Below are 13,819 nucleotides of genomic sequence, written 5' to 3'. Positions count from 1 at the left end.
CCCAGACGTCTGCGTGTCAGCTACTGGTTCAAACCCCACTATTGCTCCATGAGCTCAACTACGACGGAGGACCGCACTGACGAGTCGCCCCCCAGCCTGTGGGACTGGGGCCTCAAGGTGGCCGCCTCGGTCGGCCTGGCCGGCATGCTTTGCTGCGTGGCGCCGGCCGTGCTGTTTGCCGTGGGCCTGATGGGGGGCATTTACGCCATCTCCTTCGCCGATCTCTTCTACGCCCCCGACGGATCGGCGGGACTGGGCGCCTGGATCCTTCGGGGCGTGGCCGCGCTCGTTGGGCTCGTCGGCACGTGGCTCTACCACCGCCGGCAGAACCAGTGCTCGATTGACCCGGGCCGCAAACGGAAAAACCTTGCGCTCTTTGCCCTTCTCGTGGTCGTGCTCGGCACAGGCTTTTACCTCTCGTTCGAAGAGCTGACGAGCTGGTACTTCAACGAGTACATCGTGCCCGCCCAGCAGGCTGAGTACGAGTCGATGTCCGGGACGTAGATGCTGCTCGGCCCCTCCTCGGTGGTTCTCGCATCCGCCCCTGTCCGTTCCCCATGTCGTCTTCGCTTTCGGCCCCCGAGCTTTCGGCCCCCGATGCGTCGCCCCCATCGCCCGACAACGCCCGGGCCGCCCCCCTGGTCCTGATCGACAACGAGGGCGTGACGGACCCGACCCTTAACCTTGCGCTTGAGGAATGGACGCTCCGGAATTTGGACCCGCAGTACCGGTATCTCCTCTTCTACGTCAACGAGCCGTCCATCATCATCGGGCGCAACCAAAACACCCTCGAAGAGATCAACCGGGCCTACGTGGCGGACCGAAACGTCCGCGTGGTGCGCCGCATGTCCGGGGGCGGAGCGGTGTACCACGACGAGGGCAACCTCAACTTCAGCTTCATGACGGACTACAAGCCGGATCGCCTCCACAGCTTCAACCGCTTTACGCGCCCCCTGCGCCGCGTGCTCGCCTCGATGGGCGTGGAGGCCCAACTGGAGGGCCGAAACGACCTGGTGGCGGGCGACGGCCGCAAGATCTCCGGGAACGCGCAGTTTTCCACCCCCCGGCGCATGTTCAGCCACGGCACGCTCATGTTCAACACCGACCGCAAGGCCCTCGCCCGCGCCCTGGACGTGACGCCGGACAAGATCGACTCGAAGGCACACCAGTCCGTACGCAAGCGCGTGGCCAACATCTCCGAGGTCGGCGGGCGCGTCTACGATGTGCCCACCTTCCGGCGCCTCCTCATCGACGGCCTCTTTCCCCAGGACGAGACGCCGGTCTACACCCTTCGCGGCGACGAATGGGACGCCGTGGAGGCCCTCGCTGATGAGAAGTACCGCCGATGGACGTGGAACGTGGGGGCGTCCCCGCCCTTCGACGTGCGCCGTCGCGAGCGTTTTGAAGAAGGAGAGGTCGACGTGCGGATGGGCATCGAGGACGGCACGATCGACCGCATTCAAATCTACGGCGACTTTCTGGGCACCTGGGGCACCACGGCCCCGCTGGAGCACCACCTCCGCGGCACCCCGTACGCGCCGGAGGCCCTTCAAGCAAAGCTGGCAGGGGTGGACGTGTCACCCCTGCTCGGGGGCCTCTCCAACGACGACTTCCTGGCGCTGCTCTACGAGAAGGGCTGACGCCGGAACGATTTCATCGTCCGGACCGCGCACTTCGACCGGTGGTTCCGGGGCCGGGACCGGCCCAACGTGGCGCCGGCGCCGATCAGGGAACCGGTGCGTCGGACGATCCAGCCCGCCTGGGGGGGAGCCACAGGGGAGCCTCGGCCGGCTTGGGGATTTCGCTGCCCAGCGCCGGGCAGCAGCTACCGGGCGTCCCGCCCCGCACGCAGGGTACCGGTGAGCGACTCCAGATCCACGTCCATGAGGGTTGCAATCTTTTGGGCAATGGTGGTGTTGTCGTGGTGGCCGACAAACGCGTTTGCCCCGGGCCCGTAGGCGTAGAGGTTCACGTCGACCGCCGTATGGGCGTGGCTCGTCCACCCGACCAGGGCCTGCCGGTTGACAAGTGGAGAGACGGCCTGCCCGACGGCGTAGGGCCCCTCGACCGCCATCAGGTTGGAGACGATCCCCGTCGGCACGTCCTGGACGCCGGTCAGGCGGGTCAACGTGCCGGCAATGCGCTTCCGCTTTGCCGCCTCGCTTGCCCCGGTAGAGCGGACCGACCGGATGCTGTCGGCGATGGCGCCGCTGGAGGCCTCCACGGCGGCCAGCGTCTCCGGGCGCCAGGAGTAGATCCCCTCTCCGTCCCGGTTTCGGCCCAGCGTGAGACCGCCGGTCTCGTGGTCCGACACGATGACCACCAGCGTGTTGTCGTCCTCCTGGGCAGCCTCCAGCGCGCTCTTTGCCGCCCGGTTGAAGGCCAGGATGTCTCGGAGGTGAGAAGCGGCGTCGTTGCCGTGGCCGGCATGGTCGATGCGGCTGCCCTCCACCATCAGGAAGTACCCCTCCCGGCTGCCAGACAGGCGGTCGATGGCGGTTTCCGTCATCGCCGCAAGGCTTGGCTGTTGGGTGTGGTCGCGGTCGATCTCGTAGGCCATGTGCCCCGGGCTGAACAGGCCCAGAAGGCGATCCTCCGGCGTCTGGCCCTGGCCGGCTCGGCTCAATTCGCTCGCCGTCTGGACCACCTCGTACCCCCGGTCCCGGGCCGCCCGCAGAAGGTCGAGGCCGTCCTCCCGGGCGCTTCCCTCAGCCGACTGCGGCAGGAAGTGACGCCGGCCCCCACCCAGCATGACCTCAATGTCCTTGTTGAGCTGCTGGCGAGCGATGCGGTTCTCCTGGCCGCGGTCCGGCACGTGGGACGAGAAGACCGCAGGGGTGGCGTGGGTCAGGCGACTCGTCACGACAAGCCCGGTAGACATGCCGCGCCGCTCGGCCCCCTCCAGCAGCGTCGCCACCGCCTGGCGGGAGGTATCGACCGCAACCGCCCCGTTGTAGGTTTTCGTGCCCGTGGCAAGGGCCGTGCCCCCGGCCGCCGAGTCGGTGATGTAGCTGTCAGAGGCGTAGGTGCGAATGCTCCCCACCTGGAGGCTGTCGTAGGGAAGCTCCTTCTGGCCGTCGCGCCACCGGAGGTAGTCCCGGGCCATGGTCACGCTGGCGGGCCCGAAGCCATCGGGGATCATGAGGATAACGTTCGGGGCCTCCTCGGGCGCAGGGGCATCCGGAACGGTCTGCGCCGGGGCCGGACCGGCCCAAAACAGGCACAGGACAAGGGCAGCGCAGAACGGGCGGACTGCGGAGCCCAGGCGGGATGCAGGGAGCAAGTGAAACGTGGACGAGCGCACCGGCATGTATCGAAAATTGGTGTGTCGACGAACGAGCTTGAATTCTGGAAGGCCCGCAAAATTTACCAGAAACAAGCCCCACACACAAACGGACCCGGACGGGACGGGCACGAAGCCCCGGGGGGCCGAAGGGGATCTCTGTGGGGCATGATGGTCCGCGTCCCCGAATCGGTTCGTTTGGGCCAGAACGTGAGCAGATGGACACCGCCGGGCCCCAGTCAGCATCGTCGCCGGGCATGAGGCGCTCGGCGCCAATCCTGAAGCCTCCCAGTCTTGCTTCCCAGTCTTGATGTCTCGAATTGGACTTCTCGCGTTGACCGTGACCGCCCCCGGTGCTCGTTATTCCCCAGCGACCAGACCGGGCTGCCAGGGCATTTTTCGTCCGGGAGGCAGAAGCGGAATGGGACAAACAAAAAAAGCTGCCCCTCCCAAGAAGCGGGAAGGGCAGCTTTCGTCGTAGGAGAGTGCTCCATGGCGGGGCAGTCGCGGCACACGGAGCGGATGGGCGTTACATCATGCCACCCATGCCACCCATGCCGCCCATGCCGCCGGCACCGCCAGCAGGCATGCCGCCGCCGGCACCGCCGCCACCGCCGCCGTCGTCATCCTCCTCTTCGAGGTCAGCGACGACCGATTCGGTGGTCAGCAGCATGCCGCCCACGGACGCGGCGTTCTCCAGCGCAGAGCGCGTGACCTTCGTCGGGTCGAGCACGCCCTGATCGAGAAGATCCCCGTACTCCTCGGTGCGGGCGTTGAAGCCGAAGTCGCCCTCGCCGTCCTTCACCTTCTGGACGACGATCGAGCCTTCGTGGCCGGTGTTCTCGGCGATCTGGCGCAGCGGGGCCTCCAGGGCCTCCCGCACGATCGAGACGCCGATCCCCTGGTCCTCGTTCTCGACCTCGACCTCCTCGATGGCCTCAAGGGCGCGGAGGTAGGCCACGCCGCCGCCCGGAAGCACGCCTTCGTCGACGGCCGCGCGGGTCGCGCTGAGCGCATCCTCCACCAGCGCCTTCTGGGCCTTCATCTCCGGCTCGGTCGCGGCGCCCACGTTCAGCACCGCCACGCCGCCGGCGAGCTTCGCGAGGCGCTCCTGCAGCTTCTCCTGGTCGTAGTCGGAGGTGGAGTTGGCGATCTGCTGCCGGATCTGGTTGACCCGGGCCTCAATCTCCTCCTCCGAGCCTTCGCCGCCAACAATCGTCGTGTCGTCCTCGGTGATGGTGACGCGGTCGGCCTGCCCGAGGTAGTCGAGCGTGGCGTTCTCGAGGCGGTAGCCCTTCTCCTCGCTGATGACCGTACCGCCGGTGAGGACGGCGATGTCCTCGAGCATCGACTGCTGGCGGTCGCCGAATCCGGGCGCCTTCACGGCGGAGACCTTCAGCGTGCCGCGCATCTTGTTGACCACGAGCGTGGCGAGGGCCTCTCCCTCCACGTCATCGGCGATGATCAGCAGCGGGTTGTTCGTCTCGCTGACCTTCTCGAGGATCGGCAGCAGGTCCTGCATGTTGCCGATCTCGTCGTCGTAGATGAGGATGTAGGCATCCTCGAGCACCGCCTCCATCTCCTCGGAGTCGGTCACGAAGTAGGGGGAGAGGTAGCCGCGGTCGAACTGCATGCCCTCGACCACGTCGAGGTACGTCTCGATGCCGTGGGCCTCCTCGACGGTGATCACACCGTCCTGCCCGACGCGCTCAAACGCGTCGGCGATGAGGGAGCCGACCGAATCGTCATTGTTGGCCGAGATCGTGGCGACCTGCGAGATGCGGTCCTTGCCCTCGACCGGGTCGCTCTGGTTGCGAAGGTGCGTCACGACCTCCTCGGCCGCCGCGGTGATGCCGCGCTTCACGTCCATCGGGTTGGCGCCGGACGTGACGCTCTTCAGGCCGGCATTGATGACGGACTGAGCCAGCACGGTCGCCGTCGTCGTGCCATCGCCGGCGTCGTCGTTGGTCTTCGACGCGGCCTCCTTCAGCACCTGAGCACCGACGTTTGGAAGCTTCTGCTCCAGCTCAATCTCCTTCGCGACTGTAACGCCGTCCTTCGTGATGTTTGGGGCGCCGAAGGACTCGTCGAGAACGACGTTCCGTCCCTTCGGGCCGAGCGTGACCTTGACGGCCTTCGCCATCTGGTCCACGCCCTCCTGGAGGGCGCTTCGTGCATCAGAGTCAAACCTTATTTGCTTCGCCTTGACTTCTCCCCCGGATAAATCCGGGGGATTCTTGCTCACGCGACGGGCATAGAAGCTGTCGCTTCGTGCCCGTACTCAGAATTACTCATTCACAGGACCATGCGCGTTTGCCCCGAACCGTTCGATCCGGAAGGCGTCCCGCGTCTTACTGTGTCCTCCAGAGTCATTAGCCTTTTGGAAGGCTCCCGCCAGCCCAGCGGTACGAATGTTTTTGGCGGCGTTGATGTCCCGGTCGTGGGTGGTATCACAACGAGGGCAGTCCCACGACCGCACCGACAGCGGCTTGCTCTCGGTGACGTAGCCGCATTCAGAACATCTTTTGGTCGAAGGGAACCAGCGGTCGATCTTGACAACCGTCCGGCCAGCTTCCTTGGCCTTATACTCGATCATCCGGACGAGCGTCGACCATCCGGTGTCGCTGATGGGTCGAGCGAGACTTCGGTTTTGCTGCATTCCTTTGACGCTTAAGCTCTCCAGGGCGATGACTTGGTTCTCGTCAACGACCCGTCGAGACAGCTTGTGAAGAAAGTCCTCTCGTTTGTCCTTGATCTCGGCGTGGATTTTCGCTACGCGCCGCTTTTGCTTCTTCCAGTTCTCGCTCGGACCGTCAGATCCATTCTTCTCCTTACGAGAAAGACGGCGCTGCGCTTTGCGAAGACGGTACAGGTCATTTTCCAAATGCCTCGGATTGCCCGATTTCCAACCGTCGGAGGTGACAACGATGTCGGCTATGCCCAGATCAATGCCGACCGACTTCTGGTTGCCATCTCCGTCGGTGACTGTTGGCTCTGGGTCCGGTTCAGGCACCGCGGAAGTGATACTCACGAAGTACCGACCTGCCGGATCTTTCGTGAGCGTGACCGAGGTCGGTTTAGCTTCGTCGGGAAGATCACGGCTCCAACGCACGTTCAGGCTTCCCGGCACTTTCGCCACCGACAGTTTCTTGCCGTGAAGCGTGAAGGCGTTGGAGGCAAAGCGAGCAGCCTGTTTATCGTGCTTCGACTTAAAATTGGGATACCCACACCGCCCATCGAAGAAATTCTGAAAGGCTTGGTCGAGGTCGCGGAGCTTCTGTTGAAGCGCCACCGACGAGACCTCGCGGAGCCAAGTTTTCTCTTTCTTGAGGTCGGTCAGACGCTTGGCGGTATCAGTGTAGCTCAGGCTCTCACCTTCTTCGTAGTAGGCATCGGTACGAAGCTCCAAAGCCCAATTCCATACGTACCGGGTGTGCCCGAAGACTTTGGCGAGAACCGCCTTCTGCTTATCGGTCGGGTAGAACCGATACTTGAAGCCTTTCTTTTGAGCCATGTTTTTTACAGCAACATAGTTAGTAGCTGTAAGTTTCGGGAGAGCATCAATTCATTCTCACTCCGCTGGGCGAGAAAGGTCCGTATATCTCTCGGCTAAAGCCGGGAGTTTTACGGCCCTTCTCGCGCTCAACCCAATACTATAACTATAAACGTGATGGGCATGTGGTACGGGCAGGACCTAAGCATCGGGCTCTCGGCCGTCGTGCCGGGCCCGATCCCCGTCACGATCACGCCGGCCTGGGTCAGCGTGCTGAGCACGCACACGTTCGGGGACCGGGTTGCCCTGAGCGTCGGGATGAGCCTCCAGCTTCCCCGACGTTGCTCTTCCCTGAAAAGCACGAGACCTCCTGCCGCCTCCTCGTGGAAGACGTGCTGACGGCCGCCGTCGTGCTGCCCCGTCCGAGGTGCTCCTGCTGAATGTGCTCCTGCTGAATATGCTCCCTGTGTGCAAGAGGCCCCTGTGGGCCCCAAGCTACAGTCTCGGACATGCATTCAGCTCCGCAATGCCCGCCAGCACCCGCAAACCAGGCACGCCCGGAGTATTTCCTCGGTGCCCTCCTCGGTCGTCCACGCTGTAATTATCCCCGCTGAAGCCCGTGCCGTGATCGCTATTGCCGTCTTCAGGTAGGGCCAGTTGGCTCGTCGCCGAAGGACGAGTGTACGCTTTGAGATTGAGGCCCGAAGCGCCGTGGGCCGAATGATTCTCCGTCAGGAAGACGGTACGGCACAAAGATGCCATTGCACGAGGAAGCCACCGCATGAGGAAACCACCGTACAAAGACGCCACCGTTCACCACTCCAGCTCGCGCCACCGGCCCATCTGGGCGGCGTCCTGATCGAAGGTCACCGTCTCGCCGGCCCCCTCCTCCCGGTTGAGGTGGCCAATCAGGCAGTCCGGAAAGCCGGCCCTACCATCTCTGTGTTCAGCGAGTGCCGAGCGAACCTGATCCCGGCACTGTATCTGTAGCTGGCGGGTCCGGAGCAGTTGATCGATAACCCGAGCGACTTCCTCTGATGCTGCGTCGTATGCGGTCGTGAGTACCCAGGCAAGCTCACAGAGGACAATCACGTTCACGTAGCCGGGGTCCTCCTGCGTGCAGTTGGACTCAAGGTGTCGTTTCGCGGCCTTGTACTGCTCGGGATGGTCCCGAGTGATGTACCGAACGAGGACGTTCGTGTCAATTCCGGTCATGGTCGTCCTCTGTCTTTGCCTCAATTCCGGTTCTGGAGGCGCTGTGGCCTTCGCTGATGGCCGTTCCGATTGCATTGTCCATCTCCCCAGTGGAGACGGGTTCTTGTCCCGAACGGTCCAACATGCCGTCGAGGGCTGAGAGATCCGCTCCTGCGCGGCGGAGAAGCACCCGGTCGCCATGAAGGATAAATTCAACGCGATCGCCGGGCTGGAGACCAAGAGCCTCCCGAATCGGCTTCGGAATTGTCGTCTGGCCCCGAGTCGTGAGCGTAGAGGTTGGCATTGGGCAGTTTTGCTTTACAAAAAGTATTATCTCTTACTGCAAGTAAGACGTACCTTCCGGGCCTGTGGTTGGTTTCAGCTGGTCTTGTAATGCGAATCAGAGGTTGAGAGCAAAGGAGCATTGCGGCAGCGAGTCGACCGAAGGCATGTACGAGCAATCCCTGGTATGATCGCACCTTTGAGGCCCGCTGAATCCCAGTTTTCTCGTCGATCCAGTTGAAAAGCGACTCGATTGGCTGTCGAAGCCGGCTTACGGCCTCCGAGTAGAGCTTATCAGCCGCCGAGAGAGTCTTTTGACCCTTTTCCTTCTTGACTGGCGTCAGCAGGTCGAGATCCTGGTCTTCGGCGAGCCTCTCCTTGAGAGGGCCGTCACAGTAGGCCTTGTCCCCACAGAGGACTCCACCTTCGATCGTCGACAACACGCGCCGAAGAGCGCGGAGGTCGTTTTCGCTTCCCGGCGTCAGCCCAGCCCGCTCCGGAACGGGAAGCTGCTCGGACCTGTGCTCGACGACAAGGTGGAGCTCCCGCGCCGTGAAAGGAGACACATTTCGAGGAGCAGTAGCCGACCGAAGCGAGCCGATCGGAGGCAACCTCCGCCTGTGAAGATCGCTGTCCTTTTGCCACACAGGTCGGCATGGAATCGGCGATGCGAAGCGCCTTGCCACGGGTATTCTCGGAATCGATCATCGAGAGAGCCTCTCGGGCCAGTGGAGCAAAAACGGCGCTCAGCCAACCCAGACGCCGATTGTAGCTCTTCTGCATGGGCAGATTAGGGAACCAGCCCGAAAAGTGATCTTCCACGTACTCGTGAATCTCGCTGATGGTCGAGCGCTTTTCGACGGGCCCAAACACGTAAATCGTCAGTACCTCCTCGTCGGTAAACTCCGGACCGCTATTGTTGCTCTGCCGCTGGGCCCCCGCAGCGAGTCGGCCTCCGAACCGACAGGTTCTTGCGCTGGCAGATGAACAGGTAGATCCGAACAGGTGTAGAAATAGCGTCCATGTCGCCAAGGGCGGCTGAGTAGAAAGATATTGGTTACGCCTTTCTTCAAGCCGCCTGCGGCGATGTGGTTTTTCAACCCCTGAGTGAGCTGGACAATCGCAGGTTCAGAGATTGTTCTTTCGCACTGAACACGTGCTGACGTGAGCAGCACAATCGCCCTACGGGCTTGAGGCGGCACATAATAGGACGTGCCGTGGAGCATCCGGCCCAGGAAGGGGGAGACGGGACCAGTAGCAGGTCCTAAGGTGCTCCCCTTGGCGATGGCCAAACAAGGTCATTCCCAAAGAACCGCCTTAGTCCCATCGGGAAAAGAAACCCCGGACTGAAGCTACTCCAGAGATTGAATCTTTTGGCGGAGACAAGTCCCGTGAGAGGCACATTGCTACTGTTATCATGCAGAAACTCTACATGTCTCCTGCCGGGACGCCAAAAGAGGTCTGCGCGACTACTGAAGGGCGTAATCAGGGTGCCCAACAGATAGTCTCCTTTTGAAGGAGGCACGGGGCCTATACCACGCTTTAAGGCTCCGGTCGCGATAGCCCGGTTGTACTACCGGGTACAAGGGACATGTGGGAGGCGGGACCTAACGTTTGGCGAATGTGAATGAACCTGCGAATCCAGGATGCATCCGATGGGATGTGAAGGTACCTAGACCTACCGATGCCCACCGGATGTTGGCGGAGCCTGCGTAGTAGTCTTGGAGCAACCCGAAAATGGTTGCCATTGGCGAAGGTGGACAGCGGAGCCTCAAATACAAAGTACAAAGGATGATCGACGAGTCCTTGACAAAGTGGTTCGAACCCACGGCAGGAGGGACCGGATAAGTATCCGGGGACCGGTAGGGGACTGACCTTCCCCGAAGATGGAAGCCTGCCCTAGATGGGAAAGGACGGAAGTGTGCGTTCCTGAATGGGAACGTGGTAGATGCATCACGGAAACGTGAGGCCGATGCGCCTCTAGAGAGACTCCGTAGAGAGCCGAGGTACGCTGAAAGGTGTATGCCCGGTTCGGGAAGGAGAGGTTGGAAACGGCCTCTAAGGTATCCGAAGGGATTAAACGCGCCAACCTCTTACTTTCACTCGGCATATTTCGTCGAGGTCGAGTTGAGGCTCGCGCTCGGGATTCTACGGAATTCTTCTGCCCTGGAGACGGCGGACGAAAAAGTCTCCGGCTCGGCCACGGGAAAAGCCAGCTACACGTGCTCCGGAAACTCCGGCAAGACCCCGGACGCTTCCGTCTCTTCGTCGGCAAAGAACCGCACGGCGCCCTCTTCGGTGACGACCCACACCTCCTCGGCCCCAGCCTCCAGGTATAGGGTTCGCTTGGAGTGCATCTCGTCCCAGTCGTTGGACTCCCAGTCGTTGGACTCAGGCATCACCTCCACGCAGATCTCCGGTGCGAGGGTAGAGGGATCGCCGGTCTCTTGCATGTGCTCCCATCGGCCTGGGCTCATCCAGATCACATCGGCTACCTTCACGCCCCCAGCCGTCGCAATTGCAAATTCAGTCGGCTGAAGCCCGTCGGGCGCATGCTCATCGAGTAGGCCTTGAATCTGCTCCTGGGCGACGGAGTGGCGGTTCTTGTGCGGGCTCAAGACGATCTGGCCTCTCTGGTTGGTTTCGACTTTGTGAGGGAGCTCCTGCAGACTTGGGTCGGCAACGATCTCCTGCCACCGCTTTTGGTGCTTCTCAGCTCGTGTTGTAGTCGTTGGCATGGGGGGCAGCTGCGTCTGTTCAAAGTGTTAATGAAACGGAGGTGCGGCGGCGCGGGTTCGTTCCTGCAGGGGTAGCCGGGGCAGCCCGCCATCCTCCATCAAGACCTCCGGGCATCCGCCAGACGGTGCAGGCTGGTCTCCCGCCTCCCCACCGCCGTTCCACGGCGGACGAACAAGTCTCCGGCTTGGCCAGGAGCGAGGTCCGCTACACGTGCTCTGGAAACTCCGGCAGGACCTCGGACGCTTCCATCTCTTCGTCGGCGAAGAACCGCACGGCGCCCTCTTCGGTGACGACCCACACCTCCTCGGCCCCAGCCTCCAGGTATAGGGTTCGCTTGGAGTGCATCTCGTCCCAGTCGTTGGACTCCCAGTCGTTGGACTCAGGCATCACCTCCACGCAGATCTCCGGTGCGAGGGTAGAGGGATCGCCGGTCTCTTGCATGTGCTCCCATCGGCCTGGGCTCATCCAGATCACATCGGCTACCTTCACGCCCCCAGCCGTCGCAATTGCAAATTCAGTTGGCTGAAGCCCACCAGGCGCATGTTCATCGAGTAGGCCTTGAATCTGCTCCTGGGCGACGGAGTGGCGGTTCTTGCGCGGGCTCAAGACGATCTGGCCTCTGTGGTTGGTCTCTACAGTGTACGGGAGCTCTCGGAGGCCCGGGTCGGAGATAATCTCGTGCCAGCGTTCTTGGTGATCTGCTACTCGTGCAGTTGTAGGCATGGCACCAAGGAATTTGTTTGAGCGCAAAAATAAAACGGAGAAGGGCAGGGTGGGTTCTTGGGAGACGTGAGAAGCGGGCCATCTCAGAGTATCGCCCGCGACCAAGATAAGTATCGCCCGCGACCAAGATGCCGCGTGTGCCCTGCTTTCTTTACAGTCCTGCTGCTGGCGCCACCGGCGCTGTGACCGTTTTTTGGCGATGTCTTTTTGGCGATTTCCCGAGGAGCTCCCGCTCTCTACATTCATGGTTCTCTTGGATCGCCGCACAGGCTAGGCTGGTGGACCAAACGGGGCACAGCCGTGGACCAAACGGAGTACAGCTCAAACAGAAAATTTCACTGTTTGGTGGGCGGGCCGCTGCCGCCTGTTTTCGGCTGAGGGCTCTTTTCCTCAGTTGCCAGTCGTGGATCGATGATAAAGGAAGTGACCGGCGGCACGGAACCCTCAACGAACTGCAGCGAACGACGAACTACGGCGAAAAGAGCCCCTGACAAAAAGAATTCCTGACAAGAAGAGCCTTTGACAAAAAAAGAGCCGCCCCCGCCTGCGGCTCTCCCTTGCTAGCCCGCCTCCAGTGCTTCAGGCCTCCTAGCCTACAGGCTTTCTGGCCTGTGTGGCTTTCTGGCCTGCGGGGCGTTCTAGCCCGTGATCTTCGTGGCCTGTGGCCTTCAAGCCTGTCCTTTGTCTTCAGACCCAGAAGAGCCCGGCGCCCACGAGGACAGCTCTTCTCGGCGCTCGAGCCGCTCGAGCACCGGGCCGGGCAGCTGGTGCCAACTCTCACTGTCGGCCACGAGCGGCCCGGCGATCTTCCCGGAGGCACCCATTCCGAAGGCCTCCGCCGCACTTGCTAGCGCGACCTTTCCGGCCTGCTGGAGGCTCCGGCCAGTTCCGATGCCAGTTCGCCGCCCGGGCCCGATCCGGAGATGGCAGCGCATCGAAAAGGTACCGCCTGCCTCCGGCCCCGCCTCCAGGCGGTAGCCGTAGCGCCCGGGCCCTAGGACTAGGTCGAGCCGGTCGCGGATTGCCTCTGCCCGGAGCCATAGGTCGACGACCGCCTGATTCCGGGTCTCGTTGGGGCTCCCGCCGCCACTTCCAGATTGGGATTCGTTGGGCTGTGATTCCTCGGAGTATGCCCCCAACGGAAGGTTCGCCGCGGTCCGGCCGGTCGCCCGACTGCCCACGACATAAGCTTCTCGGGAGAAAGGAGCGCGCAGGCGGCGCCACTCTCTTGAGGTAACCTCGCGCTCTGCCGCAAGGCCCCCAGCTCCCGAAGCGACTTCCTTAGCGCCCGGGCCCGCGCCTTCTTCTCTCGGGCTCCGTTCCTTTCCCGAATCATTTTCTTTCTCCAAGTCACTCTTATTCGAGCTACCATTTGGGCCACCGCCGTTTGGGGGAGTAGAGCTTTCGTCATTTTCGGTTGGGGTGTTCATTGGTCTAAACATGGGTCCATTGACTGGTAGTATCGAGTCAAGAGGCACCGAGGTGCGCCGAGCTGCCCGGAGCACGGGGCCTCCTGTCACCGATATGGTGGGAGGGCCCTCCTGATAATTGCATTTCGGCAGGATTCACAGTGGCAGCGGTAGCATCAGGCGTGAGGACGGCATCGCAGTTTGGCCAAGGCAATCCGACTGAGGCAATCCGACCATGGTGGTGCTTGGGGTGATGGACAGGCTCGGGGCACGCAGGCTTGGGCCGGATCAGTCGTGGCTCGCGCAGAATGGAGACCGTGTCATGGAAACCATCCCACGGAGCCTATACCGAATGGAGCCGGTGTCGGCGGCCAGTCGTACCGGTCAGAGACGAGCTTAAGTGGGGAGCGGAGCGGATGGGACGAATTTGCCCTTCGGAACAATCGTATTTTCTATCGGGAGGTGCAAAATTTGTCACACGCCCCTCCTCAGGCGGAGCTCAGAGGGCTTGAGAGGACACCACGCTTCCTCAACCCTCAGGCCATGGTATTCGCTAGGAAGAGCGAAAAGCACTCTCTTCAAGGCGCGTGCGCGTATTTGTCTATTATTCATTTTTTGCGGCGCCTGATACCCCGTCCCTACCTTCAGCGGCGGCTCTGCCCCGCCTCCTTCCTGCCTACACGTCCTTGCCGATGG

10 protein-coding genes and 1 pseudogene are annotated in these 13,819 nt (G+C 62.2%); 2 read left to right on the top strand and 9 right to left on the bottom strand.

Translation table 11 applies throughout. The annotated features are described in order from the left end of the window. Positions 1–48 precede the first annotated feature (48 nt). Together OJA40_RS09375 and lplA are read left to right on the top strand one after the other, a co-directional pair. Entirely contained in the window at positions 49–504 is a 456-nt protein-coding gene (locus tag OJA40_RS09375; protein WP_208426878.1) for a hypothetical protein, read from the top strand. A 53-nt stretch (positions 505–557) separates the two neighbouring features. Then, the gene (gene lplA / locus OJA40_RS09370; RefSeq protein ID WP_263810440.1) at positions 558–1,640 is read left to right on the top strand and encodes a lipoate--protein ligase; all 1,083 of its coding nucleotides are present in this window, start codon (positions 558–560) and stop codon (positions 1,638–1,640) included. A 185-nt stretch (positions 1,641–1,825) separates the two neighbouring features. On the opposite strand, the gene OJA40_RS09365 is transcribed toward lplA, so the two are convergent. The 9 genes and pseudogenes from OJA40_RS09365 to OJA40_RS09330 all read right to left on the bottom strand — a co-directional run bounded on the left by OJA40_RS09365 (position 1,826) and on the right by OJA40_RS09330 (position 12,853). Continuing rightward, on the bottom strand, positions 1,826–3,142 hold the full coding sequence (locus tag OJA40_RS09365; protein ID WP_263810439.1) for an alkaline phosphatase: 1,317 nt from the start codon (positions 3,140–3,142) through the stop codon (positions 1,826–1,828). Positions 3,143–3,812: 670 nt separating this feature from the next. Continuing rightward, positions 3,813–5,528 carry a chaperonin GroEL gene (groL, locus tag OJA40_RS09360; RefSeq protein WP_263810437.1) on the bottom strand — a complete coding sequence of 572 codons (1,716 nt, stop codon included), beginning with the start codon at positions 5,526–5,528 and terminating at the stop codon, positions 3,813–3,815. Positions 5,529–5,570: 42 nt separating this feature from the next. Beyond that, positions 5,571–6,797 (bottom strand): RNA-guided endonuclease InsQ/TnpB family protein, encoded by a 1,227-nt coding sequence (locus OJA40_RS09355; protein ID WP_011403015.1) that lies wholly within the window; start codon positions 6,795–6,797, stop codon positions 5,571–5,573. Between the two features lie 792 nt (positions 6,798–7,589). Further along, positions 7,590–7,991 (bottom strand): PIN domain-containing protein, encoded by a 402-nt coding sequence (locus OJA40_RS09350; protein WP_011403014.1) that lies wholly within the window; start codon positions 7,989–7,991, stop codon positions 7,590–7,592. Continuing rightward, positions 7,978–8,274, bottom strand: coding sequence for an AbrB/MazE/SpoVT family DNA-binding domain-containing protein (locus OJA40_RS15610; protein ID WP_272504034.1), 297 nt, complete (start codon positions 8,272–8,274; stop codon positions 7,978–7,980). Before OJA40_RS15610 ends, OJA40_RS09350 begins: the two co-directional genes overlap by 14 nt. A 112-nt stretch (positions 8,275–8,386) precedes the next feature. Further along, positions 8,387–9,276 (bottom strand): annotated as a pseudogene (locus OJA40_RS15605) (transposase); the annotation flags it as partial. Positions 9,277–10,468: 1,192 nt separating this feature from the next. After that, a complete protein-coding gene (locus OJA40_RS09340) occupies positions 10,469–10,990 on the bottom strand; it encodes a Uma2 family endonuclease (RefSeq protein ID WP_263810435.1) in 522 nt (173 codons plus the stop codon). 205 nt (positions 10,991–11,195) lie between these two features. Then, complete coding sequence (locus OJA40_RS09335) at positions 11,196–11,714, bottom strand: Uma2 family endonuclease (protein ID WP_259110654.1); 519 nt, start codon at positions 11,712–11,714, stop codon at positions 11,196–11,198. A gap of 668 nt (positions 11,715–12,382) precedes the next feature. Then, positions 12,383–12,853, bottom strand: coding sequence for a hypothetical protein (locus OJA40_RS09330; RefSeq protein ID WP_251931656.1), 471 nt, complete (start codon positions 12,851–12,853; stop codon positions 12,383–12,385). Positions 12,854–13,819 lie beyond the last annotated feature (966 nt).

This window comes from Salinibacter pepae (genome assembly GCF_947077775.1).
In the GTDB taxonomy this organism is placed as follows: Bacteria; Bacteroidota; Rhodothermia; order Rhodothermales; family Salinibacteraceae; genus Salinibacter; species Salinibacter pepae.
Note: the sequence above shows the minus strand (reverse complement) of the source record. Positions and strands in the feature narration are given on the sequence as shown.